The following is a 24178-nucleotide window of genomic DNA, read 5'->3' as shown; positions in this document are numbered from 1 at the left end:
GGCAACGGATACGAGAAAGGCCGAAACACTGAGCAAGATCACTGTCGACCATGAAGACGACGCCGTGGCAGAGACCACCGTGTCGGCGATCCTGGACACGACCCACACTCCCCCGACCTTCGCCGAGCTGGGCGTCCACCCCGAGATCGTGCGGGGTCTGAACGACATCGGCATCGAGCGCACCTTCGCCATCCAGGAGCTGACTCTTCCCCTGGCCCTGGCCGGCGACGACCTCATCGGTCAGGCGCGCACCGGCATGGGCAAGACCTTCGGCTTCGGCGTGCCGCTGCTGCACCGCCTGGCGACGGGTCCGGCCGACGGTTCGGGCACCACGACCCTCGACGGCACGCCGCGCGCGCTGGTCATCGTCCCCACGCGCGAACTCTGCGTCCAGGTCACCTCCGACCTCGAGAACGCCTCCAAGCATCTGCACTCCGCCAACGGGCGCGTGAAGGTCATGTCGATCTACGGCGGACGTCCGTACGAAGCACAGATCGCCACGCTGCAGTCCGGCGTCGACGTCGTCGTCGGCACGCCCGGCCGCCTGCTCGACCTGGCCAAGCAGGGCCACCTCGTCCTCGGCAAGGTCGGCGTCCTCGTCCTCGACGAAGCCGACGAGATGCTCGACCTGGGCTTCCTGCCGGACATCGAGCGTCTGATGAGCATGGTGCCGGACAAGCGTCAGACGATGTTGTTCTCCGCGACGATGCCGGGCCCGATCATCACCCTCGCTCGCACCTTCCTGACGCAGCCCACCCACATCCGCGCCGAGGAAGCGGAGTCCTCCGCGATCCACGAGCGCACCGCTCAGCACGTCTACCGCGCGCATGCGTTGGACAAGGCCGAGATGGTCGCCCGTGTCCTGCAGGCCGACGGCCGCGGCGCGACGATGATCTTCACCCGGACCAAGCGCACGGCCCAGAAGGTCGCCGACGATCTCGCCGAGCGTGGTTTCGCGGTGGGAGCCGTTCACGGTGACCTGGGACAGGTGGCGCGCGAGAAGTCGCTGAACTCGTTCCGCAACGGCAAGATCGACGTCCTCGTCGCCACCGACGTCGCGGCCCGCGGCATCGACATCGACGACGTCACACACGTCATCAACTACCAGTGCCCGGAGGACGAGAAGACCTACGTCCACCGCATCGGTCGTACGGGCCGCGCCGGTCGCACGGGTATCGCCGTCACGCTGGTCGACTGGGACGACATTCCTCGTTGGCAGCTGATCGACAAGGCCCTCGGCCTCGACATGCCCGATCCGGTCGAGACGTACTCGAGTTCGGATCACCTGTACTCGGAGCTGAGCATCCCCCGCGGCACCACGGGCAGCATCGCGAAGCCGAAGAAGGCCCCCGCCACGTCGTCCGACAACGGTGCGTCGACGAGCGTCGAGTCCGGTGGCACCTCGGACGCTGCCGAGTCGACCTCGTCGTCTCGCCGCGACCGTTCGCGTCGTCGCACCCGCGGCGGCACCGCGGACGCCTCCACCTCGGCGTCGACAACGTCGGACAGCACGTCGGCAGCGCCCAAGACCGGTCCCGATGCCTCGGACGGATCCGCCCCGTCGGACCGGCCTCGTCGTCGCCGCCGTCGCCGCTCGTCCGCCGGTTCCGCTGCGCACGCGTCGGATGCAGGCTCGTCGGCACAGGCGTCGTCGTCCGCGTCGGCCACCGACTGAATCTCCGCCCCACGTGCTCGCTCCTGAACGGCGTTCCCGCGCCGACGTGATCGCCGCTGCGGTCATCCTGGTCGTCGTGGTGCTCGTCGCCACGGTGATCTGGGCTCGCAGTGATGCACGGGGAACCACGTCCGATGTGGCCGACAGCCCGCTCGCCCCACCGGCGTCGGCGCTGTCGGTCCCGGACTCGCTGTCCGAACTCTGGCGGTCGTCCGACGCAGGTTCGGGTGCGCCCGTCACCGCGGGTGGCGCCGTCGTCGTCACCGACGACCACTCGGTGCGCGGACTGGACCCTGCGACGGGCACGCAGTCGTGGGCGTACACGCGTGACGTCGAGCTGTGCTCGGTCGTCAGCGCCTGGGACGCCGCGGTGTCGGTGTTCCGGGACGACCGCGGGTGCGGCCAGGTGACCGAACTCGACGGGTCGACCGGGGCCCGCGAGGACCAGCGCACCAACGACGCCGACGATCCCGTGCGGCTGTCCTTCGACGGCACCTACGTGACCGAGCTGGGCTCCACTCGGCTCGAGGTGTGGCGGTCGGATCTGGTGCGCACCCTCGAGTACGGCCGGGTCGACGCTCCCGTCAATCCTCGCGACCAGCCGCGCGTCGGGTGCACGCTGGTCTCCAGCGCGTCCGCGAGCACCCGGATGGCCGTCCTCGAACGGTGCCCCGGTGAGAAGGGGCTGCGTCTGACGTCGATGAATCCTGCGCCGAAGGACAGCACCGTCCCCGACGTGTACGGGTCCACGATTCTCGCCGACGTTCCCGACGACGCCTCGACCGCCCGCGTCCTCGCGGTGGTGGGTGACCGGCTGGCCGTGTACCTGCCGGCGTCCGGTGCGGAGGTCGCACGCGTCGCCCTGTTCGACGGATCGGCCAACTTCACGTCCGCGCAGGCGGTCTCCGTCCCGGTCACCACACCGTCGGACGCCACCGTCTCGTCCGACGTCGTCCGCACCGGCTCGGTGATCTCGTGGTGGACCGGCGATTCGACCGTCGGTTTCACCCAGACGGATCTCACGCAACGATGGAGCATCGCGGGAACCCTCGGTGCGGGCGCCGTCATGGCCGGGCAGCTTCTCGTCCCGGTGCCGGGTGGGCTCGCCGTGGTCGATCCCGCCACCGGCGTAGCGTCACGCACTCTCGCGGTGGACCGAGCCGACTACACCGGTCCGGTGGCGATCTCCGTCGTCGGCACGCGGGTGTTCGAGCATCGCGGCTCCGAGACGGTCGCGCTCGGCTGACCTGTCACTCGTCGGCGACGTACGTCCGCAGCGCCGCACCGTCGGACCAGTGGGCAGCAAGATTGTCCGCGAGCTCCCGGTACGCCTGTGCGCCTTTGTTCTTGCGTCCTGCGATGACGGACGTGCCGGATGCGGACGCCTCGGCGAAGCGCACGGTCCGTGGGATGGGCGGGGCCAGGACCGGGATGTCGTACCGCCCGGAGACATCGGCGAGGACGTCCCTGCTGTGTGTCGTCCGAGCGTCGTAGAGCGTCGCGAGCGCTCCCAGCAGGGTCAGATCGGGGTTGGTGATCTGCTGCACCTCGCTGACCGTACGCAGCAACTGGCCCACACCGCGGTGTGCCAACGTCTCGCATTGCAACGGGATCAGTACGCTCGACGCGGCAGTCAACCCGTTGAGAGTCAACACTCCCAGCGACGGCGGGCAGTCGAGCACGACGACGTCGTAGTTCTCGAGCACCGGAGCCAGTGCCCGCTTCAGCGTGTACTCCCGACCGGGCCGCATCAGCAGCAGAGCCTCGGCGCCGGCCAGGTCGATCGTCGCCGGCAGTAGGTCGACGCCCTCGTCGGTGCTCAGAATCGCCTCGGTCACCGAGCTACCGGCGGTCAGCACCTCGTGGACCGAGGATTCGAGCTTGTCCGGGTTGTGGCCCAACGAGAACGTGAGGCTGCCCTGCGGGTCGAGATCGACCACGAGTACTCGTCGGCCCAGAGCGACGAGTGCCGCTCCCAGCGATGCCACGGTGGTCGTCTTGGCGACGCCACCCTTCTGATTGGCCACTGCCAGGATCGTCGTCACCCCACGATCTTGGCATCACCGGGTGGTTCGAGCGACGTTCGGCCCGGCGTGGCGTGATGCCGCACCGGGCCGAACCTCGTGCACGAGGGTGCCGAATCAGTGCAGCATCGCTCCGCGAGCGGCCTTGTCTCCGCTGGCTACGGCCTGGAACTTCTTGCGCGGCAACATCAGAGCCGGGATGAACGTGAACGCCACGATGATGGTGGCCACCAGGAACGTCCCACCGAACGCGTCGGCTGCCTGCGCCAGTCCGGTGTCGACCGCGCCCGGCGGAAGCTGGGCCGCGATGGCCGGATCGCTCTGCGCGGCAATGGCCGGACCGGCCGCTGCGCGATCGAGGAGCTGATTGGTCAGGACGACGGAGATGACAGCGGTACCGATCGACCCGGCCGACTGCTGGATGATGTTCATCAGCGACGACCCACGAGCGACGGACGCGTCGTCGAGCGTCTGCAGCGCAGCGGTCATGATCGGCATCATCGTCGCGCCGAGACCGAGGCCCATGACGAACAGTGCGCCGAGCAGCACCACGTAGGACGTCGAGGCGCCCACCTGCGTGAAGACGGCCATGCCCGCGGTCACGAACACCATGCCGGCGACGACGATCTTGCCGGGTCCGATCTTGTCGGCGAGCTGACCGGCGATCGGCATGGAGACCATGGCGCCCAAGCCCTGCGGGGCGAGGAGAAGCCCGGCCATCAGCGTGGTCTCGCCGCGAACCTGCAGGAAGTAGCTGGGGAAGATCAGTCCGGCGCCGAAGAATGCGATCGCGAACAGGCTCATGGCGATGACGGCGACGCTCAGATGCCGGTTGGCGAAGAGCCTCAGATCGATCAGCGGGTGCTCGGTGCGCAGGGCGTGCCGCACGAAGAGAGCCACCAGGAGCAGGCCCACGGCCGCCGAGACCAACACGCGCGCCGACATCACGGTTCCGGACTCGGGAATTGACGACACCCCGAACAGGAACAGCGCGAGACCCGGCGAGAGCAGCAGCATTCCGGTGAAGTCGAAGGACTGGGACGGCTCGGGAGCATCCTTGGGCAGGATCTTCCACGCTGCCACCAGGGCGATCGCGCCGATCGGGACGTTGATCAGGAAGATCCAGTGCCAGCTCGCGGCGTCGATGAGCCATCCGCCGAGGATCGGTCCGGCGATGGGACCCAGAAGCATGGGAACGCCGAGCACGGCCATGACGCGGCCGATCCGCTCGGGCCCTGCCGCGCGGGTCAGGATCGTCATACCCAGGGGCATCAGCATGCCGCCACCGAAGCCCTGGAGCACGCGGAACACGATCAGCGAGGTGATGTCCCACGCGATGCTGCACAGCATCGACCCGGCGACGAACAGCACCAGCGCGAGGATGTAGAGCCGCTTGGTGCCGAAGCGATCGGCCGCCCACCCGGTCAGAGGAATGACCGTGGCCAGCGCCAGCGTGTAGCCGGTCATCGTCCACGCAACGTTGGCGTAGGACGTCTGGAACTCGAAGGCGAACGTGGGCAGAGCGACGCTCACGACGGTGACGTCGAGGATGGACATGATCGCGCCGATGACGATGACGGCGGCGATCTTCAGGACGGCGGCGTCCAGACCGTTCTCCGCTACCGCGGGACCGTCCGGCGTCGGTGACGGTTCTGTGCTCTGGCTACTCATGCGATGTCTCCCGGTAGTGCTTCGTCGAACGCGGTCGCGGCGCCGGTTCGGCCGGTCCGCTCGGTCCGGTGCACGCAGGACTCGCCGCGCGCGTGACGAAACGGACCAGAGAAGTAAACACCCCGGGCGAACCCGACCACCAGTCGTTTCCGGGAGACCTCGGTCACCGGCCGGCGCACCGGGCAGAGCATGATTCGTCCATGGCTGCCACAGCGGGACCGGACTCACCGTCACCCAGGACCACACCCACCGAAGGTTCCGTGCCGGAGGCCTCCGGCACGCGGCAGCGGACGCAGGCGCGACTCGTTCTCCTGCGCCACGGACAGACGGAATGGGCAGCGAGCGGGCGTCACACGGGGTCGACGGACATCCCGCTCACGGCTCTGGGCGAGGATCAGGCTCGATCGGCCGGATCACGCATCGCCGCGCTCGGCCTGCACCGACCGTTGGTGGTCAGCAGCCCTCGCTCGCGCGCGCAGCGGACGGCGGAACTCGCCGGGCTCTCGGTCGACCGTGAATGGGACGCGCTGGTGGAATGGGACTACGGCGACTACGAGGGGCTGACCACACCCCAGATCAGGGAGACCACGCCGCACTGGACGGTGTGGACCCATCCGTGTCCCGGCGGCGAGACGATCGACGCGGTGTCGGCGCGAGCCGATCTGGTGCTGTCCGTCGTGGTTCCCACGCTCGCCGACCGGGACGTCGTCCTCGTCGGACACGGCCATTTCTCCCGCGCGGTGATCGCCCGGTGGATAGAACAGCCGGTGACCGAGGGGAAGCGTTTCGCCATGGCGCCGGCGGGATTCAGCGTCCTCGGCTACGAACACGAGTTCCGGCAGGTACACACGCACAACGTCGACGCCGGCAGCTGACACGGCGCACTCGTTCTCGCTCAGTCGTCGGTGTCGACGTACTCGTCGGCCAACCACCGCGTGGCCGGTCCGCTGAACAGACACCCGAGAACGGTCAACACGACGATTCCGAGGAGCGTCCCCAGAACGGGCCTGTCCGAATCCGTCAACAGCGACCAGACGACCGGCAGCAGCAGGAGCTGCGAGACGATGGCGATCGCGCGGCCCCACCGGTGACCGAGCACCAGCGCGACTCCCCCGGTGGTCACCGCGGCTCCGAGCGCGGCGAACCAGATGGCACTACCGAAGCCGTTGACGACGCTCTCGTCGGCGCCCGCGACACCACGAACGAGCAGCACGACGGCCACGACCACGGCGATGGCGCCCTGGACGGACACCAACAGACCGGCGACGCGGATCGGTGCCGGTACTCCGGATTCGGGTAGCGAAAGACGCACCAGGCCACCCTAGAGCACACCCGTTCGACGTCGACAGCGTCGAGCCGTCCGTTCCCGCGTCTAGTCTGGACGATCGTGCGAGCCATCCTGATCGTCAACCCCAACGCCACCTCCACCACCGCAGCAGGCCGCGACCTGGTCGCGCACGCCCTGTCGAGCAGGGTCTCGCTCAGCGTGCTGCACACGACCCATCGCGGTCACGCCAGCGAGGTCGCCACCGAGGCACGTCGTTCCGGGATCGATCTGGTGATCGTCCACGGCGGCGACGGGACGGTCAACGAAGTCGTCAACGGCCTGCTCGGTACCCCGGCGCCCACCTCCATGCAATCGGTGACCGTGGGTCCGGTGCCGCTGCTCGCCGTGGTTCCCGGCGGGTCGGCGAACGTCTTCGCCCGGTCGCTGGGCATCTCCAAGGACCCGGTCGAGGCCACGAATCAACTGATCGACCTGATCGAGTCGGGCACCCATCGCCGGATCGGACTGGGCCACTGCGACAAGCGCTGGTTCACCTTCAACGCGGGGCTCGGGCTCGACGCCGACGTGTGCGAGGCGATCGACGACGGGCGCACGAGCGGCGACGTCGTGACGCCGGCGCGCTACGTGCGGACCGCACTTCGGACATTCTTCCGTCGCAAGAGACGCGACCCGGTCTTGACCGTGGAAACGGATACAGGAGTCGTCTCGGACGGTGTGCATTACGCCTTCGTCTCCAACTCGGACCCGTGGACATTCCTCGAGGATCGGCCCGTTCATACCAATCCGGACACCACGTTCGACGGCGGTCTCGGCGTATTCGCGATGCGGTCGACAAAAGTGGTCACATCGCTGCGAGTGGTCGCGAAGATGCTGTCGGCGTCCTCCGACCCGCGATCACCGGCCCTCCTCCGGGAGGACGACGTGGCGTGGGTCCGCGTACGGTGCTCCGAACCCACCGGTCTGCAAGTGGACGGGGACTACCTGGGGGAACGCACCGACGTCCTCTTCGCCTCGGCACCGGATGCACTCGACGTGGTGGCTCCCGCACGATCCGTGTGACACCCGTCCGCGAAAGTGTGTTTCACGTCTCTGGCGGCGGGTACCAGAAAGTGGTACGGGATCCAAATCGGTTCCAGTGAGCTTGACCACCCCGCCCGTGTTATCTCTTGACTTTCCGTTGGTTCGTGAAAGCATTCACAAGTAACAGTGCGGAAACAATGATTGCCGCGCACACGAACTGCACACAACAAGCTCACGGACCGGGACCACATCCGGCGTGAACGATTCGACAGCGCACACGTGCGCTCAGTAAGGAGTAAGAGGATGGATTGGCGCCATAAGGCTATCTGTCGCGACGAGGATCCGGAACTGTTCTTCCCGGTGGGAAACAGCGGCCCGGCCCTTGCACAGATCGCCGATGCCAAGGTGGTGTGCAACCGGTGCCCCGTCACCGCGGACTGCCTCACCTGGGCTCTCGAATCAGGCCAGGACGCAGGAGTCTGGGGCGGGATGAGCGAGGACGAGCGTCGTGCTCTGAAGCGTCGTAACGCACGGACGCGCGCTCGCTCCGCTGTCTGATTCATAGTTCGACAGACGCACGCAGGCCCGGCACCTACGAGGTGCCGGGCCTTTTGTGTGTCCGGGGTACGTCAGGAACGGCGTTCGCGTCGACCGAGAGGCACCTGCAACATCGCATCGGTGCCACCACCGGGTGCCGGCACCACGGTGATCGTGCCCTTCAGTTCGACCGCCACCAAGGTCGAGACGATCTGCAGGCCGAGTCGACCGGACGACGACGGGTCGAAACCGTCCGGCACACCCTTCCCGTCGTCCCGCACAACGACATCGAGGGTTCGCGACGACCTGGTTGAGCGGATGGTCACGCGCCCTGTCGATCCCGGATCGAATCCGTGCTCCAGTGAGTTCTGGACCAACTCGGTCAACACCATGACCAACGGAGTCGCACGCTCGGCAGGGAAGACGCCCAGGCTTCCCTCTCTCCGCACGGTCACATCGGCGGACAGAGACCCGACATCGACCATGACCGGCACCAGACGATCCACCACCTCGTCGAGATCGACGACCTCGTCCACCGCGTTCGACAGCACGTCGTGCACCAGCGCGATCGAGGTGACTCGGCGCACCGATTCGGTCAACGCGACCTTGGCCTCGTCGTTCTCCGTTCGGCGAGCCTGTAACCGCAGCAGAGCGGCGACAGTCTGCAGATTGTTCTTCACCCGGTGGTGGATCTCGCGAATGGTCGCATCCTTGCTCAGCAGCGCGCGGTCCCGTCGCTTCACTTCCGTCACGTCACGCACCAACACCAGGGCACCGACGGACCTCCCGGCAGGTTGCAACGCCAACGTCCGCATCAGCACGGTCGCACCGCGGGCATCGACCTCCATGCGCCGACCGCCGGACGCCGTGACCGCGTCCGCGATGGTGGACGCGATCTCCTCGGCGTCGAACGGGTCCGTCACCAGTGCGCGAGTGGACGCGGCGAGATCGTGCCCCGGGAGGTCGGCCGTCAATCCCATCCGGTGATACGCCGACACCGCGTTGGGGCTCGCGTAGGTGACGATGCCGGCCGTGTCGAGTCGGATGAACCCGTCGCCGACACGCGGACTCGAGTTGACGTCGGTCTTCTCCGACGGGGTGGGGAACGACCCCTCGGCGATCATGTCGCACAGATGGTGAGCGCAGTCGCGGTACGCCGCCTCCAGCAGGCTGGGAGGCCTTCGTGACACCGGGGCGGAATCGCGGGTCAGGACGGCGACGACACACCCGGCCACCCGCACCGGGACCGCGTCGTGGGGAGGGCTGTGCTGATCCTGCCGACGGCCGCCCCCACGCACGATGGAGTCGGTGCGCAGGCACTCGGCCACCTCGGGATGTTCCGTCTCACCGACCACCGCGCCGACCTTGTCCACCGGAATGTACGTCGGGGCGGTGGTGGGCCGGCACTGGGCGACACACAGGATCGCCGGTGCGCGACCGTCGGATCGATCCGACGGCACCCACAGCAACAGGTCGGCGAACGAGGTGTCCGCGAGAAGTTGCCATTCCCCCACTACCCGCTGCAGGTGATCGACGGCCTCGCCGGGAAGTTCGGTGTGGTCGGCGAGCATCTCCGACAGGGTGGACACGGCGGTAGCCCGGTACGGCTCAGGAGATGACGGCGATCAGATCGCCCTGCTGGATCACGTCGCCGACGGACACGTCGATCGACGTGATCACCCCGGCCGATTCGGCCAGGACGGGGATCTCCATCTTCATCGACTCGAGCACGACGACGGCATCGCCCTCGTTCACGTGGTCGCCCTCGGCCACCACGACCTGGAACACCGTCGACACCATCTCTGCCCGCACGTCCTCGGCCATCACGATCCCCCTCTGCGCTCGCACGCGTCGGCCGCAACCGACGCCGACCCGCGCTCGTGCACGGCCGCTGGACATACAGCCAACCACACGTGAGAAACTGGGTGGAACAGGAAGGAGATCAACCATGGGCAAGCGAGGACGTAAGAAGCGCAGTCGCAAGGGAAACAAGGCCAACCACGGCAAGCGTCCCAACGCCTGACGGCGAGTGACCGAACACGACGAGGGCCGAATCGCAGTGCGATTCGGCCCTCGTCGTGTCTGTGGTCGGACGGTGCGTCAGTCCTCCGTGGAGATGGTGACGGATCGTCGGATCTCGAGCGTCAGACGCTCTCGAAGACCGTCCGGTGCGCGCTCCCCGCCGCACTTCCGGTTGATCATCGACTTGATCTTCTCCTCGATGCCGTACTGGGCGAGGCATGATCCGCAGCTGTCCAGGTGGTGCTGGACACGCAGACGGCTGGCCTCGTCGCACTCGTTGTCCAGCAGAGTCCACACGTCGGCGATGACCGCCGAGCAGTCCAGATCCTCGAACTGATCCCCACTCATCGCACGACCTCCTCGGTGGCGACGGCCGACCGGTTGAAGCCGCGATCACGCGCGACCTCCGCCAGCTCACCGCGCAGTTGCTTGCGTCCGCGGTGCAACCGCGACATGACAGTGCCGATGGGAGTGCCCATGATCTCGGCGATCTCCTTGTACGGGAACCCCTCGACGTCCGCGTAGTACACGGCCATCCGGAATTCCTCCGGGAGTGCTTGCAGAGCAGCCTTGATGTCGTCGTCCGGCAGAGCGTCCAACGCCTCGACCTCGGCCGAGCGCAGACCGGTCGACGTGTGCTCCGCCGTGGCGGCGAGCTGCCAGTCGGTGATCTCGTCGGTCGGGTACTGCGCCGGCTGCCGCTGCTTCTTGCGGTACGAGTTGATGTAGGTGTTGGTGAGGATGCGGTAGAGCCACGCCTTGAGGTTGGTGCCCTCGCGGAAGCTCTTGAACGCCGTGTACGCCTTGACGTACGTCTCCTGCACCAGGTCCTCGGCGTCGGACGGGTTGCGTGTCATACGCAGCGCTGCGCCGTAGAGCTGATCCAGCATCGGGAGCGCGTCGCGCTCGAACCGTGCCGTCAGGTCCGCGGCGTTCTCGCGCGAGCGGATCCCGTCCTCGGTCTCGAGGATGGCCGGATCCACCGCGCCTGTCGTGGTGCCGGTCGTGGGGTGTTCGGAGTGTGGCTGATCGGTCACGCTGGCCCCTCTCGTGTCCCGTCCACGGACGGTGGCGACAGCGGCAGGTGAACCGTCGTCGGACGTCCACTTTACCGGTGGGATGATCACCACATTCGTCAGCACCGTCGAGTGACTCTCGACCCCCGGGCGCACGGGTGCAACGACGTTCACACGTCCTCCTCGCTCGACCGACGGCGTTCTCGTCCTGCCGTCCTCGTCTCCGCTGCAACCACGGTCCGCTCCGTCCTGTTCCCGGCCCCGCGTCGTCCCCCTGCTCTCCCCTCGCGCATTCCCCCCGCGAGTACGTCCAGAATGCTGTGGACACGCCGCGTGCGGACGACACTTCGGACGTACTCGCGGGGGATGGCCGGGCGGCAGGGCAGGAAAGGAATCGGCGACGTGGCAGGTACGGCGACACCGGCAACGACAGCACTCACGACACTCGGGATCGAGTTCGTCGTGCACACGTACACCCACGACCGCGGGTCCACCGCCTACGGCGACGAGGCCGTGGACGCCCTGTCGGCCCGGTTCGACCTCACCGCCGAACAGGTCTTCAAGACGTTGGTGGTCGCTGCCGGACCGTCGTTGGCCGTCGCAGTGGTGCCGGTGCCGAGCATGCTCGCGCCCAAGGCCGTCGCCGCCGCGCTGGGATGGAGCAAGGTGGCCATGGCCGATCCCGCCGCGGTGCGGCGATCGACCGGGTACGTCATAGGCGGTGTGTCACCACTGGGCCAGAAGTCGACTCTTCCGACCGTCGTGGACGCCTCCGCACTGGCCCATCCGCGGGTGTTCTGCAGTGGTGGCCGACGCGGCCTGGAGATCGAACTCTCTCCCGAGGATCTGATCAGGGCGACCGGGGCCACTGTCGCGGACATCCGCCGACACGGGTGATGAGAGACTGAGCACGTGACGCCCTGGACTGCCCCGACCTCGCCCCACCCCGTTCGAGCGACCGTGGCGCTGCCGGGCTCGAAGTCGATCACCAACCGCGCGTTCGTCCTCGCGGCGCTGGCGAGCGGTCCGTCCACCGTCACCGGTGCACTGCGCAGCCGGGACACCGACCTCATGATCGAGGCACTCCGCACTCTCGGCACCACCGTCGAACCCACCGGCGACGACGGCACGACCGTGCTGGTCTCCCCTGGTCCACGCCGCGGCGGCGACGTCGACTGCGGTCTGGCCGGCACCGTCATGCGGTTCGTCCCCCCGCTCGCGGCGCTGTCCCCGGGCCGCTCGCGCTTCGACGGTGATGCGCACGCGCGCACCCGCCCGCAACAGACCATTCTCGATGCCCTGCGCGCTGTCGGAGTCGCCGTCGACGGCGATCGGCTGCCGTTCGTCGTCGACGGGACCGGGTCGGTCCGCGGAGGAACCGTCCAGCTCGACGCGTCGGGTTCCTCCCAGTTCGTCTCGGGTCTCCTGCTCTCGGCCGCACAGTTCGAGGAGGGGCTCACCATCGAGCACATCGGCGCCCCGGTGCCGTCCATGCCGCACATCGACATGACCGTCGAGATGCTGCGCGAGAGCGGCATCCGTGTCGACACTCCGGCAGACAGCGGTGTCGCGAACACCTGGCGTGTGTATCCGGGAGTCGTCGCACCGGTCGACCGCGCGATCGAGCCCGATCTGTCGAACGCGACGCCGTTCCTGGCCGCCGCCGCGGTGACCGGTGGAGAGGTCCGCATCCCGCGGTGGCCGGCGCGCACCACGCAACCCGGGGACGCGTTCCGCCACATCCTGTCCGAGATGGGAGCCGAGGTGACCTTGACGGACACCGCTCTGACCGCGCGGGGACCGGCGTCCCTGCGCGGCATCGACGTCGACCTTCACGACATCGGCGAGCTCACCCCGACCGTCGCCGCGATGGCTGCGCTCGCCGACTCGCCGTCGCGTCTGCGCGGCATCGCGCACCTGCGTGGTCACGAGACGGACCGTCTGGCCGCACTCACCGCGGAACTGGGGTCATTCGGATGCGGCATCTCCGAAACCGACGACGGGCTCCGGATCGAACCGGCGCCGATGCGAGGCGGCCCGTGGCGTGCATACGCCGATCACCGCATGGCGACGGCCGGAGCGGTGGTGGGTCTCGCCGTGGAGGGAATCACGGTGGACGACATCGACTCCACCGCCAAGACGCTCCCCGACTTCGCCGGTCTGTGGGACGCCATGCTGACGGGTGATGCCCGCTGATCCGCCGGGTGTACGACGAGTCCGACGTCCGCGTCCGGCCCGGTAAGGGCACTCGTCCACGCACCAAGACCCGCCCCACGCACGCCGACGCGTCCGACGCCATGGTGGTCTCCGTGGACCGCGGTCGATGGGGCTGCGTCATCGACAACGATCCCGACCGGCTCGTCGTCGCGATGCGAGCCCGCGAGCTGGGCAGGACGCCGATCGTGGTCGGGGACGCCGTCGGTGTCGTCGGCGACGTGTCCGGCCGCGTCGACGCTCTGGCGCGCATCGTCCGTGTCGACGAACGCCGGACGGTGTTGCGGCGCACCGCCGACGACACGGACCCGTACGAGAGAGTGGTCGTCGCCAACGCCGATCAGCTTCTCATCGTCGTCGCGCTCGCGGACCCCCCGCCGCGCTCGGGTTTCGTCGAACGGGCGATGGTGGCGGCGTTCGTCGGCGGACTACGCCCCGTCCTGTGCCTGACGAAGGACGATCTCGCGCCGTCGGAAGAGTTCTCCGCGGTCTTCGCGGATCTGGACGTGCCGGTGGTGCTGGTCGGTCGTGATCGTCCCCTGGACGACCTGCTCGCGATGATCGGCGGGAACATGTCCGCGCTGATCGGCCATTCCGGCGTCGGCAAGTCGACGTTGGTCAACCGACTGGTGCCGGAGGCACATCGTGCGGTGGGCATCGTCTCGGGAGTCGGAAAAGGTCGACACACGTCGACTCAGTCCGTCTCGCTTCATCTTCCGGGCGGCGGCTGGGTGATCGACACCCCCGGCATCCGGTCCTTCGGGCTCGCCCACATCTCCCCGGAGGACGTGGTCGCGGCCTTCTCGGACCTGGCCGAATCCATCGAGGACTGCCCACGCGGCTGCACTCATCTCGGCCCGCCCGCAGACCCGGAGTGCGCACTCGATGCCCTGACAGGACAGCAGGCGAACCGCGTCGCCGCGGTCCGCCTGCTGTTGGTTGCCGTGATGTCGAACGACTCCTACTGACGGAGCCCCTCTCGAACTATCAGCGGGCGAACATCTTTCGGAGGCCCTTGCCGCCCTTACCCTGCTTGATCGCGCTCAGCAGACCCGAGCGGCGACCGGTCACCGGGTCGACCGTCGAGGTGACGTTGCCGCCGAACTTACGTTCCGACGCCGTCTCCGGCGCGTCGTCGGCCGTCGCCTTGAGGTACTTGTCCGGAAGCGACAGCTTCGCGATGGTGCGCCAGGACTTGCCGTACTGCGCCAGGAAAGGCCCTGTGGTGTACGGCAAGTCGTACTTCTCGCAGAGTTCCCGCACCCGCACGCTGATGGCAGCGAGACGGTTGCTGGGCAGATCGGGGAACACGTGGTGCTCGATCTGGTAGCAGAGGTTGCCCGACATGAAGGCCATGGTCGGTCCGGCGTGGAAGTTGGCGCTGCCCAACATCTGACGGAGGTACCACTGCCCCTGCGTCTCGTCCTGCAGATCGTGGCGGGTGAACTTCTCCGCACCGTCCGGGAAGTGTCCGCAGAAGATGACGGCATTGGTCCAGATGTTGCGGATGACGTTCGCCATGATGTTGGCGGTCAACGTCTTCCGGTAGGACGCGGCCGGTGACAGCGAGGTGATCGCCGGTGTGATCGCGTAGTCCTTGAGCATCTGCCGGCCGACCTTCTCGCCGACCTCACGCAGCTTGCGCTGCGTCTCTTCCTTGGGCACACGGCCTTTCACGGCCTTGCCCAGTTCGAGGTGCTGCACGGCGACGCCGTACTCGAACAGGAGCATCAGCAGCGTGTTGTAGACGAGGTTGCCGGCGTTGAACGGGACCCACTTGCGGTCACGCGTCACGCGGATGAGGCCGTAGCCCACGTCGTCATCCATGCCCAGCACGTTGGTGTACTTGTGATGGATGTAGTTGTGGGTCTGCTTCCAGTGCTCGGACGGACCGGTGTTGTCCCACTCCCACGAGGTCGAGTGGATCTCCGGATCGTTCATCCAGTCCCACTGACCGTGCATGACGTTGTGGCCGAGCTCCATGTTCTCGACGATCTTGGAGACTCCGAGCATCGCGCTGCCGGCCCACCAGGCCACGCGGTTGTTGCTCGCGAGCATGGTCGTGCGGCCGACGGCTTCGAGGGTGCGCTGGAAGCGGATTGTGTTGCGGATGTACCGCGCATCCTTCTCGCCGCGCGACTCCTCGATCTCGCGCCGCAGCGCGTCGAGTTCATGACCCAGCGCCTCGACGTCGGCCTCTGTGAGGTGGGCATATTCCTTGACATCGGAAATGGCCATGCAGATGACTCCTCGGCAGGTGGTCGATGCCCGTGCGGGCCTGACCGTTGTTACCTTACCGGAAGTTACGCATCCGTAGGTTACGCACTCGTATCTGTGACCCGCTTCACTGCCTGACGTGCTTCGAGCCGCGCTTCGTGCAGTGCGGAGCGCAATCCACGCTTGCGTCCGGTCACGGAATCGAACCGGACCCGGTCGACGACCGACGAGCCGTCACCCTGGAATCGGCGCTCCGAGCTGGTCTCCGGCGCATCGTCCGACGTGCGTCGGAGCAGCTGGTCCGGAAGCGACAGCTTGAAGATGGTGCGCAGCGCCTTCCAGTACTGGGTGGCCAAATGTCCCGTGGTGTACGGCAGGTCGTACTTGTCGCACAACGCCCGTACCCGTACCGAGACCTCGGCATATCGGTTGCTGGGCAGGTCGGGGAACAGGTGATGTTCGATCTGGTAGCAGAGGTTGCCGCTCATGAACGCCATGGTCGGGCCCGCCGTGAAGTTGGCGCTGCCCAGCATCTGGCGCAGGTACCACTCCTCGTGAGTCTCCGTCTCGAACTGGCCCATCGTGAACTTCTCCGCGCCGTCCGGGAAGTGACCGCAGAAGATCACCGCGTAGGCCCAGAGGTTGCGGACGACGTTGGCGGTCAGATTCGCGCCGAGCGCGCGTCGCCACGCCGGTCCGGCGAGCAGCGGGAAGAACACGAAATCCTTGCCGACCTGCGACGCGACCTTGCGCGCGAACTCCTTGTTGGGCTCCGAGAGCAGCTGCGTCGCGGGCACGCCGGCCTCGAGCTTCGCGGCATCGAGATCGTGCAGCGCGATCCCCCACTCGAACGTGAGTGCCAGCACCAGGTTGCCCAGCGGCTGGAACAGATTGCGCGGCTTCCACTTCTCGTCGCGCGTCATCCGCAGGATCCCGAAGCCCACATCGTGGTCCATGCCGACGATGTTGGTGTACGTGTGGTGCGAGTAGTTGTGGGCGCGCTTCCAGTGCGCGGACGGACCTGTCTGGTCCCACTCCCACGACGTGGAATGGATCTCCGGGTCGTTCATCCAGTCCCACTGGCCGTGGGACACGTTGTGGCCCAGTTCCATGTTCTCGATGATCTTGCTGGCAGCCAACAGGCCGGCTCCGACGAGGGAGGCGGAGCGCCACTTCGAGCCCATGATCGCCAGACGTCCGCCGACCTCGAGGGCACGCTGCAGCGCGATGGTCCGCCGGATGTACTCCGCGTCCTTGCGGCCGCGGCTCTCCTCGACGTCCCGACGGATGGAGTCGAGCTCTCGGCCGAGGGACTCGATGTCCTCGTCGGTCAGGTGTGCGAATTCCAAGATGTCCGTGATGGCCATACTGGTCTACTCCCCAAATAGGCGTGTGCCCGTGCCGCACGCCGAGCAGTTCCGGCGGGGCAGGCATTTCGACAATAGCGGAACCGCCTGTGAAGCCGGTGAGTACGCCGAGCGGCCCCGATCACATTTCCAGCGTGCAATCCCCCGCCGCCGCGGAGATGCATGTCTGGATCCGCTCGCCGTGCGAATGTTCCTTACCCGACCTCAGATCGCGGACGTGTCCGTCGGTGAGCGAGACGACGCACGTCTGGCAGATGCCCATGCGGCAGCCGAAAGGCATTCGCACCCCGGCCTTCTCACCGGCTTCGAGCAATGTGGTCGCCCCGTCGACCGCTACCGAACGGTCGGACACCGAGAACGTGACGGTTCCTCCCTCGGTGGACGCACCGGTACGCACGATCTCGAACCGCTCGGTATGCAGATTGTCCGCGATGCCGGCGTTCTTCCACACGTTCTCGACGTCGTCGAGCATCGCGGCCGGGCCGCACGCCCACGTCTGGCGCTCACGCCAGTCCGGGTAGTGCTCGTCGAGAGAGGTGAGATCGAACTTCCCGTCCGAGCGGGTCAGCTGGATGTGGGACGTCACCGAGTCGTACTTCGCATCCAGAGCCGCCAGCTCCGATGCGAACATGACGTCGTCCGCAGTCGGCGCAGAGTGCACGTGAACGACGTCCGGCATGGTCCCGCGCGAGTCGAGGCTTCGCAGCATGCCGATGATCGGCGTGATCCCACTACCCGCGGTGACGAACAGGAGCTTGCGAGGCGGGGGCTCCGGGAGCGCGAAGTTGCCCTTCGGCGCCGCCAGTCTGACGATGGTGCCCGACGGCACGCCGCCGACGAGGTGCGAGGACAGGAAGCCCTCGGGCATCGCCTTCACCGCGATGGAGATCTGCTTGTCGTTCCAGTCCGGAGCGGACGTCAACGAGTACGACCTCCAGTGCCAGCGACCGTCCACGTGCAGGCCGATGCCGATGTACTGGCCGGGCTTGTAGTCGAAGTCGAAGCCCCACCCGGGCTTGATGACGATGGTGGCGGAGTCGCCCGTGACCTTCTCGATCCGCACGATGCGTCCGCGCAGCTCGCGCGCCGACCACAGTGGGTTCGCCAGATGCAGGTAGTCGTCGGGAATGAGGGGCGTCGTGATGCGAGCGACCGCACCGCGCACGACGTTGAGCGACGGGCGCCGCGGCGACGACACGGAGGCGGCCGGCGCCTCCAGCCATTCCTTGACGCTTCTGCCCTTGAAGTTCTTCGCACTGAACTTCTTCGCATCGAAAGCCATGACCCACATCCCATTCTCGAGCCGATCTCGCTGCACAGCAACCGCTTTCACCGGCGTACAGACGTGTACGCGCAGACGGGCGGTATTTTCAGAGCAGTTCCAGGAGGAACGGTATCTCCTGAGGCGCGTACCAGGCGAGTTCGTGGTCCTCGATGTCGCCGAGAACGAATTCCGCGTCGGGGTCACCGAGGTCGGCAGCATCGACTGCCGCCACCGCCGCATCGACGGCACTCTCCGCCCCGGCGAGGTCGACGTGCACGGAGGCGACCTGCGTCAACGACAACGGCTCCGGGAGTCTCACCACCGCGTCGTCGAGGTCGGGGCGCAGGGTCACCGGATCGATGTCCGCGGTGATGACGACTCGGCGGGACATCGGAGTGGCATCGGACACCTCACTGTCCTCGACGTCGACGTCGTCGCTTCCGGGCTCACTACCGATCAGACGGAGCGATGCGCGGGCCGCTTCCCGCAGCGCGACGTCGGCGAGTTCGTCGTCGTCACCGGCCGAGTACGCCTCGCGCAGCGCCGGGGTGACCGCGAACGCGGTGCGACTGACGGGCGAGAACTCCCCCTCGTCGATCAACGTCTGCAACATCCGCATCGTCGCCGGAACGAACACCCTCACGTGCGCCTCTTTCCTCGTCGTCGCCGGTCGACCGTGCCTACCTGACGCTCTTGCCGTCCCGCGCCGCGTCGAGCAGTTCCTCGAGCGCTTCGTGCAGCAACGTGGTGACCACGTCGATGTCGGGCATCGCCGCCCGGTCCGCGTTCACACCGTAATAGACGTTGCCGTCGTACGAGGTCAAGCCGATACTCAGGGCCTGGTTGCGTACCAGCGGGGGCACCGGATACATCTCCAGCATCCGCGCTCCGCCCGCGTACAGCGGGAACTGCGGACCCGGCGCGTTGGTGACGATGATGTTGAACATGCGCTGGGAGAGCGACGACCCCACTCGTGCACCCATGGCATGCAGCGTGGCGGGCGCGAAGCCCGAGAGAGTGATCAACGTCGACGCCGTCACCCCACGGCTCGGTCCAAGATGGGCCTCGGTCGCGTGCGAGACGTGCGAGAGGCGCACCACCGCGTTGGGCTCCCCGACGGGAAGGTCGATCAGGAACGACTCCACCTCGTTCGGCGGAACGTCCCCCGCCTGTTCCGACGCCGCGGAGTGCACGGACAGCGGAACCATCGCGCGCACCGTCGTGTACGGACCGATCGGCTCACCGCGGGAGAGCAACCAGTTGCGCAGCGCCCCGGACACCACGGTCAGCACCACGTCGTTGACCGTCCCGCCGAACCTGGAGCGCACCAGCCGATAGTCGTCGAGGTCCGTCTTGGCGACGGAGTAGCGACGGTTGCGAGAGATCGTCGTGTTGAGCGGACTGGTGGGAGCGGTCTGGGCCGCGCTTCGCACGACAGCGGCGAACTTGCCCGCCGCGCGCACGGCATCGCCCGCAGCTCGCGTGACGTCGCCTACCGCTCCTCGTACAGCCTCGACGCCTTCTCCCGGCCGCGACACCATCTCGGCGAGAGCCTGCGCGACCAGAGCCTTCTCGGACGGCTCCCGCGCGGGCATCCACAGTTCCTCGGCCATCGGTGTCGGCGCCTTGGTGGCGTCGAGAATGACCTGGCTGATCTCGAGGGCCTTGTCCCCGTCGACGATCGACGAGTGCGACTTGGTGAAGATGGCGAATCGATTACGGGCGAGGCCCTCGACGAGGTACATCTCCCACAGCGGGCGTGTGCGATCGAGCGGTCGCGACGTCAGTCGCGCGACCAGATCGTGCAGCTGTTCCGTCGATCCCGGCTTCGGAAGCGCGGACCGGCGGATGTGGTACGTGATGTCGAAGTCGCGGTCGTCGACCCAGACGGGACGCGCCAGGCCGAGTGCCACCTCGCGCACCTTCTGTCGGTACCGCGGGACCAGGGCGAGCCGGCTCTCGACCAGGCTCAGCAACTCGTCGTAACTGAATCCCCCTCGCGGGAGCCGGAAGATGGCGAGCGACCCCACGTGCATCGGAGTCGTGCTGGCCTCGAGGAAGTAGAACGACGCGTCCTGAGTGGTGAGTCTGGTGGCCAACGCACGAATCCCCTCTGTTCGACTGCGACGTCATCAGTCTCGCACGGCGTCGACCGTCGACACCGACCACGATCGCCGACGTTCGTCCCGGTGTGTCGGTTCCGGCCGACAGCCGGACATTCCCCTCCGTGCAGGAACGCTCGCTGTGACCCGTCACCGCGTTGTCCGCGCAAGACCGACTCGTGTTCTCCGCGTGTGAAACTCCCCGGCAGGACGCTCACTCCGCACATACCGGGAAGGACCACCCATGCCCACCGATTCCGTCCACGTTCGACGACTTCCCCGGTCCGAACCGCCCGCCGTCGGTGGGCACGACCACAGGTGCGCGGGGACGCGTGCCACCGCACCGACAGGCGGAGACGGAGCCGTTCGACGGTCCGGGTCCACCGTGTCGGCGCCGCGGACCGGCCCCCACTCCGGGCGCTCGAACGCGACTCGCACGACAGCACCCGGTGCGACGCGCACGGGCGCTGCCGCACGCCACGTCGCGGACCGGACGTTGCGCCTGGCCCTCGAGGTGATCGACGGCCGGCGCCAGGCGACATCGCTTCGTGCCGTCCTGGCTCCCTCGGTCGTCGGGCTGGTGGGAGCCCTGTCCACCGCGGCCGTACCCGGGCGATCACTGGGTGCCGCCGTGGTGCGAACAGTGCATGTACGACCGGTGGGCGACGACACCGACGACGTCGAGATGTTCGGCACCTACACCCGCGGCAACCGAGTGTTCGCCGTCGCGGGACGCCTCACTGCTCGGCGGTCCGCGTCGACACCCGCCTGGACGTTGACAGCCTTACGGCTGTCCTGACATCACTTGCGGCGCTTGGGCTTCGCTGCCCGCTTGACCGGCTTGGCGCTGGTCCGTGCCGCCTCACGACGCTCGCGGCGCGTGGCGGACCCGGCATCGTTCGACCGATCGGACCCGGAGGCCGACCCTGCTCGGCGCACCGAGGTGCCGCCGCTCTCGTCGGGACCGGAGAACGTCAGCCTGCCGGTCTCGTCGTCGTCGAGTCCCTTCGCGCGCAGCGCTGCGGGTGCTGCCTTCCGCAGTTCGGGCGCCGGGGTCTCTCGGGGAGCCGCGGGCGCCGCCGTCTGCGCCGCAGGAGCAGCGGCGGGACGAGAAGCACCTGCGGAGACCGGTGACTGCAGCCCTGCACCGACCTGGAGACCGGCAGCGGCGGCGGGACTCGGCGCAGCGGCTTCGACCTGGAGGTTGAACAGGAACCCGACGGATTCCTCTTTCAGGCCCTCGAGCATCCCGGTGAACATGTCGTAGCCCTCACGCTGGTACTCCACCAGCGGGTCACGCTGCGCCATGGCACGCAGGCCGATGCCCTCTTTCAGGTAGTCCATCTCGTATAGGTGCTCGCGCCACTTGCGGTCGAGGACGGACAGCAGCACCCGACGCTCGAGTTCACGCATGCCGCCCTCACCGGCGATCTTCTCGATCTCGGTCTCACGCCGGGCGTACGACGCGCGAGCATCCTCGAGGACGGCCTCGCGCAGATCGTCGCGGGAGAGGTCGCCCTTCTCGCCGTACTCGTTCTCCGTCGTCAGGTCGGTGTGCTCGATGCCGACCGGGTAGAGAGTCTTCAAGGCGGTCCACAGTTGGTCCAGATCCCAGTCCTCGACGTAGCCCTCGGATGTCGCACCGTCGACATAGGCGGTGACCACGTCGGTGATCATCTGTTCGACCTGGCCCTCCATGTCCTCACCGCGCAGGATCCGACGACGCTCCTCGTAGATGACGGTGCGCTGCTGGTTCATCACCTCGTCGTACTTGAGGACGTTCTTGCGGATCTCGAAGTTCTGCTGCTCGACCTGGGTCTGGGCGCTCTTGATGGCCTTCGAGACCATCTTCGCCTCGATCGGCACGTCGTCCGGAAGGTTGAGACGGGTCATGATCGATTCGAGGGCAGCGCCGTTGAAGCGGCGCATCAACTCGTCACCGAGCGAGAGGTAGAACCGGCTCTCACCGGGGTCGCCCTGGCGTCCCGAGCGGCCGCGAAGCTGATTGTCGATGCGGCGGGAGTCGTGGCGCTCGGTTCCGAGCACGTAGAGACCGCCGGCGTCGCGGACCTTGTCGGCGTCTTCCTTGACCTGCGACTTGACCTGCTCGAGCGTCGGCTCCCACGCGGCCTCGTACTGCTCGGCCGTCTCGACCGGATCCAGACCCTGCCCGCGGAGAGCGAGGTCGGCGATGATGTCCGGGTTACCGCCGAGCACGACGTCGGTACCACGGCCTGCCATGTTGGTCGCCACCGTGACGGCACCGGAGCGGCCGGCCTCGGCGATGATCGTCGCTTCCTGCTCGTGGAACTTGGCGTTCAACACGTTGTGGGCGACGCCGCGCTTGGTGAACTGCTTGGAGAGGTACTCCGAGCGCTCGACGCTGGTGGTACCGATCAGAACCGGCTGGCCCTTCTCGTGCCGCTCCACGACGTCGTCGACGACGGCGCTGAACTTGGCTTCCTCGCTCTTGTAGATGAGGTCGCCGTTGTCCACTCGCACCATCGGACGGTTGGTGGGGATGGGGATGACGCCGAGCGAGTAGGTCTGGTGGAGCTCCGCTGCCTCGGTCTCGGCGGTGCCGGTCATACCCGAGAGCTTGTCGTAGAGGCGGAAGTAGTTCTGCAGGGTGATCGTGGCGAGGGTCTGGTTCTCGGCCTTGATCTCCACCTTCTCCTTGGCCTCGATCGCCTGGTGCATGCCCTCGTTGTAGCGGCGTCCCACCAGGATGCGACCGGTGAACTCGTCGACGATGATGACGTCGCCGTCGCGGACGATGTAGTCCTTGTCGCGCTGGTAGAGCTCCTTGGCCTTGATGGCGTTGTTCAGGTAGCTCACCAGCGGCGAGTTGGCGGCCTCGTACAGGTTGTCGATGCCCAGCTGGTCCTCGACGAACTCGACGCCCGCCTCGTGCACACCCACGGTGCGCTTCTTGATGTCGACCTCGTAGTGGAGGTCCTTCTTCATCATCGGGGCGATGCGCGCGAATTCCGGGTACCACTTCGACGATGCGTCGGAGGGGCCGGAGATGATCAGCGGCGTCCTGGCCTCGTCGATGAGGATCGAGTCGACCTCGTCGACGACGGCGAAGTTGTGTCCACGCTGGACCAGGTCGTCCAACGAGTGCGTCATGTTGTCGCGCAGGTAGTCGAACCCGAACTCGTTGTTGGTGCCGTAGGTGATGTCGGCGGCGTAGGCGGCCCGGCGCTCGGCGGGCGACATGCCGGACAGGATGACGTCGACGCTCAGACCGAGGAAGCGGTGGACACGACCCATCCATTCGGAGTCACGCTTGGCCAGGTAGTCGTTGACCGTGACCACGTGCACGCCGTCGCCGGACAGTGCATTGAGGTAGGCGGGAAGGACGCAGGTCAGGGTCTTGCCCTCACCGGTCTTCATCTCCGCCACGTTGCCGAAGTGGAGGGCGGCGCCGCCCATGACCTGGACGTCGAAGTGACGCTGCGACAGCACGCGCTTCGACGCCTCGCGGGCTACCGCGAATGCCTCGGGCAGCAACTCGTCGAGGGTCTCCCCGTCTGCGTGGCGCTTCTTGAATTCGTCGGTCTTGGCGCGGAGCTCGGCATCGGACAGGCTCTCCACGTCCGGCGACAGGGACGAGACGTGGTCGGCGATGTGCTTCAGCCGCTTGACCATGCGACCTTCACCGACACGGAGCAACTTGGACAACGACAACGTCGGCACGGGCTATTCGTCCTCAATATCGGGTACGTGGGGCAGTGGATCCGCATCGCCCGAACTCG

23 protein-coding genes are annotated in these 24178 nt (G+C 67.2%); 10 read left to right on the top strand and 13 right to left on the bottom strand.

Annotated features, from left to right (window positions below; translation table 11 throughout):
* The first annotated feature begins 64 nt into the window (after positions 1–64).
* Together RU01_RS04275 and RU01_RS04270 are read left to right on the top strand one after the other, a co-directional pair.
* Positions 65–1675 carry a DEAD/DEAH box helicase gene (locus RU01_RS04275; RefSeq protein ID WP_231568592.1) on the top strand — a complete coding sequence of 537 codons (1611 nt, stop codon included), beginning with the start codon at positions 65–67 and terminating at the stop codon, positions 1673–1675.
* Between the two features lie 13 nt (positions 1676–1688).
* Positions 1689–2921, top strand: coding sequence for an Rv3212 family protein (locus RU01_RS04270; protein ID WP_042573248.1), 1233 nt, complete (start codon positions 1689–1691; stop codon positions 2919–2921).
* A gap of 4 nt (positions 2922–2925) precedes the next feature.
* On the opposite strand, the gene RU01_RS04265 is transcribed toward RU01_RS04270, so the two are convergent.
* Both RU01_RS04265 and RU01_RS04260 read right to left on the bottom strand, forming a co-directional pair.
* Positions 2926–3720, bottom strand: a complete 795-nt coding sequence (locus RU01_RS04265; RefSeq protein WP_042573247.1) for a ParA family protein — start codon at positions 3718–3720, stop codon at positions 2926–2928.
* 96 nt (positions 3721–3816) lie between these two features.
* Positions 3817–5370 (bottom strand): DHA2 family efflux MFS transporter permease subunit, encoded by a 1554-nt coding sequence (locus RU01_RS04260; protein ID WP_042573246.1) that lies wholly within the window; start codon positions 5368–5370, stop codon positions 3817–3819.
* Between the two features lie 200 nt (positions 5371–5570).
* Between RU01_RS04260 and RU01_RS04255 the strand changes: the two genes are divergently transcribed.
* The gene (locus RU01_RS04255) at positions 5571–6245 is read left to right on the top strand and encodes an acid phosphatase (RefSeq protein ID WP_082042870.1); all 675 of its coding nucleotides are present in this window, start codon (positions 5571–5573) and stop codon (positions 6243–6245) included.
* Between the two features lie 20 nt (positions 6246–6265).
* Here the strand turns inward: RU01_RS04255 and RU01_RS04250 are convergent, their stop codons facing one another.
* Positions 6266–6685, bottom strand: coding sequence for a hypothetical protein (locus RU01_RS04250; protein WP_042573245.1), 420 nt, complete (start codon positions 6683–6685; stop codon positions 6266–6268).
* Between the two features lie 72 nt (positions 6686–6757).
* On the opposite strand from RU01_RS04250, the gene RU01_RS04245 reads away from it, so the two are divergent.
* Positions 6758–7717, top strand: coding sequence for a diacylglycerol/lipid kinase family protein (locus tag RU01_RS04245; protein WP_042573244.1), 960 nt, complete (start codon positions 6758–6760; stop codon positions 7715–7717).
* Positions 7718–7981: 264 nt separating this feature from the next.
* Positions 7982–8236 carry a WhiB family transcriptional regulator gene (locus RU01_RS04240; protein WP_042573243.1) on the top strand — a complete coding sequence of 85 codons (255 nt, stop codon included), beginning with the start codon at positions 7982–7984 and terminating at the stop codon, positions 8234–8236.
* A 71-nt stretch (positions 8237–8307) separates the two neighbouring features.
* Here RU01_RS04240 and RU01_RS04235 read toward each other — a convergent pair whose 3' ends face one another.
* On the bottom strand, positions 8308–9804 hold the full coding sequence (locus RU01_RS04235) for a sensor histidine kinase (protein ID WP_042573242.1): 1497 nt from the start codon (positions 9802–9804) through the stop codon (positions 8308–8310).
* A gap of 19 nt (positions 9805–9823) precedes the next feature.
* On the bottom strand, positions 9824–10039 hold the full coding sequence (locus tag RU01_RS04230) for a biotin/lipoyl-binding carrier protein (protein ID WP_042573241.1): 216 nt from the start codon (positions 10037–10039) through the stop codon (positions 9824–9826).
* A 124-nt stretch (positions 10040–10163) separates the two neighbouring features.
* On the opposite strand from RU01_RS04230, the gene RU01_RS23520 reads away from it, so the two are divergent.
* Positions 10164–10238, top strand: coding sequence for a 50S ribosomal protein bL37 (locus RU01_RS23520; protein WP_095413260.1), 75 nt, complete (start codon positions 10164–10166; stop codon positions 10236–10238).
* 77 nt (positions 10239–10315) lie between these two features.
* On the opposite strand, the gene rsrA is transcribed toward RU01_RS23520, so the two are convergent.
* Together rsrA and RU01_RS04220 are read right to left on the bottom strand one after the other, a co-directional pair.
* Positions 10316–10585, bottom strand: coding sequence for a mycothiol system anti-sigma-R factor (gene rsrA / locus RU01_RS04225; RefSeq protein WP_042573240.1), 270 nt, complete (start codon positions 10583–10585; stop codon positions 10316–10318).
* Entirely contained in the window at positions 10582–11220 is a 639-nt protein-coding gene (locus tag RU01_RS04220) for a sigma-70 family RNA polymerase sigma factor (RefSeq protein WP_042573382.1), read from the bottom strand. Before RU01_RS04220 ends, rsrA begins: the two co-directional genes overlap by 4 nt.
* A gap of 435 nt (positions 11221–11655) precedes the next feature.
* On the opposite strand from RU01_RS04220, the gene RU01_RS04215 reads away from it, so the two are divergent.
* From RU01_RS04215 to rsgA, 3 genes are read left to right on the top strand one after another with little or no spacing between them, the layout of a single operon-like run.
* Positions 11656–12150, top strand: a complete 495-nt coding sequence (locus RU01_RS04215) for an aminoacyl-tRNA deacylase (RefSeq protein WP_042573381.1) — start codon at positions 11656–11658, stop codon at positions 12148–12150.
* A gap of 15 nt (positions 12151–12165) precedes the next feature.
* On the top strand, positions 12166–13449 hold the full coding sequence (gene aroA / locus RU01_RS04210) for a 3-phosphoshikimate 1-carboxyvinyltransferase (protein ID WP_042573239.1): 1284 nt from the start codon (positions 12166–12168) through the stop codon (positions 13447–13449).
* 8 nt (positions 13450–13457) lie between these two features.
* The gene (rsgA, locus tag RU01_RS04205; RefSeq protein ID WP_042573238.1) at positions 13458–14435 is read left to right on the top strand and encodes a ribosome small subunit-dependent GTPase A; all 978 of its coding nucleotides are present in this window, start codon (positions 13458–13460) and stop codon (positions 14433–14435) included.
* A 19-nt stretch (positions 14436–14454) separates the two neighbouring features.
* Here the strand turns inward: rsgA and RU01_RS04200 are convergent, their stop codons facing one another.
* The 5 genes from RU01_RS04200 to RU01_RS04180 all read right to left on the bottom strand — a co-directional run bounded on the left by RU01_RS04200 (position 14455) and on the right by RU01_RS04180 (position 20414).
* Positions 14455–15705, bottom strand: a complete 1251-nt coding sequence (locus tag RU01_RS04200) for a fatty acid desaturase family protein (protein WP_042573237.1) — start codon at positions 15703–15705, stop codon at positions 14455–14457.
* Positions 15706–15785: 80 nt separating this feature from the next.
* Positions 15786–17051 (bottom strand): fatty acid desaturase family protein, encoded by a 1266-nt coding sequence (locus RU01_RS04195; protein WP_042573236.1) that lies wholly within the window; start codon positions 17049–17051, stop codon positions 15786–15788.
* Between the two features lie 121 nt (positions 17052–17172).
* Positions 17173–18333, bottom strand: a complete 1161-nt coding sequence (locus RU01_RS04190) for a ferredoxin reductase (protein ID WP_042573380.1) — start codon at positions 18331–18333, stop codon at positions 17173–17175.
* An 88-nt stretch (positions 18334–18421) separates the two neighbouring features.
* Entirely contained in the window at positions 18422–18958 is a 537-nt protein-coding gene (locus tag RU01_RS04185; protein WP_042573235.1) for a DUF6912 family protein, read from the bottom strand.
* Positions 18959–18995: 37 nt separating this feature from the next.
* Positions 18996–20414, bottom strand: coding sequence for a WS/DGAT/MGAT family O-acyltransferase (locus tag RU01_RS04180; protein ID WP_042573234.1), 1419 nt, complete (start codon positions 20412–20414; stop codon positions 18996–18998).
* A 247-nt stretch (positions 20415–20661) separates the two neighbouring features.
* On the opposite strand from RU01_RS04180, the gene RU01_RS22025 reads away from it, so the two are divergent.
* Positions 20662–21216, top strand: a complete 555-nt coding sequence (locus RU01_RS22025; protein ID WP_052493114.1) for an Rv3235 family protein — start codon at positions 20662–20664, stop codon at positions 21214–21216.
* 2 nt (positions 21217–21218) lie between these two features.
* On the opposite strand, the gene secA is transcribed toward RU01_RS22025, so the two are convergent.
* Positions 21219–24119 carry a preprotein translocase subunit SecA gene (gene secA, locus RU01_RS04170; RefSeq protein ID WP_042573233.1) on the bottom strand — a complete coding sequence of 967 codons (2901 nt, stop codon included), beginning with the start codon at positions 24117–24119 and terminating at the stop codon, positions 21219–21221.
* Positions 24120–24178: the final 59 nt, after the last annotated feature.

This window comes from Rhodococcus sp. MEB064 (genome assembly GCF_000834565.1).
In the GTDB taxonomy this organism is placed as follows: Bacteria; Actinomycetota; Actinomycetes; order Mycobacteriales; family Mycobacteriaceae; genus Rhodococcoides.
The sequence above is the reverse complement of the archived record's forward strand: the minus strand, read 5'-3'. Positions and strand labels throughout refer to the sequence as shown.

Excerpts from the sequence above, each read along its gene's own strand:
- RU01_RS04260 (WP_042573246.1), bottom strand. The coding sequence starts at position 5,370 with ATGAGTAGCCAGAGCACAGAACCGTCACCGACGCCGGACGGTCCCGCG.
- RU01_RS04255 (WP_082042870.1), top strand. The coding sequence starts at position 5,571 with ATGGCTGCCACAGCGGGACCGGACTCACCGTCACCCAGGACCACACCC.
- RU01_RS04240 (WP_042573243.1), top strand. The coding sequence starts at position 7,982 with ATGGATTGGCGCCATAAGGCTATCTGTCGCGACGAGGATCCGGAACTG.
- RU01_RS04230 (WP_042573241.1), bottom strand. The coding sequence starts at position 10,039 with ATGGCCGAGGACGTGCGGGCAGAGATGGTGTCGACGGTGTTCCAGGTC.
- rsrA (WP_042573240.1), bottom strand. The coding sequence starts at position 10,585 with ATGAGTGGGGATCAGTTCGAGGATCTGGACTGCTCGGCGGTCATCGCC.
- RU01_RS04200 (WP_042573237.1), bottom strand. The coding sequence starts at position 15,705 with ATGGCCATTTCCGATGTCAAGGAATATGCCCACCTCACAGAGGCCGAC.
- RU01_RS04195 (WP_042573236.1), bottom strand. The coding sequence starts at position 17,051 with ATGGCCATCACGGACATCTTGGAATTCGCACACCTGACCGACGAGGAC.
- RU01_RS04190 (WP_042573380.1), bottom strand. The coding sequence starts at position 18,333 with ATGGCTTTCGATGCGAAGAAGTTCAGTGCGAAGAACTTCAAGGGCAGA.
- RU01_RS22025 (WP_052493114.1), top strand. The coding sequence starts at position 20,662 with ATGCCCACCGATTCCGTCCACGTTCGACGACTTCCCCGGTCCGAACCG.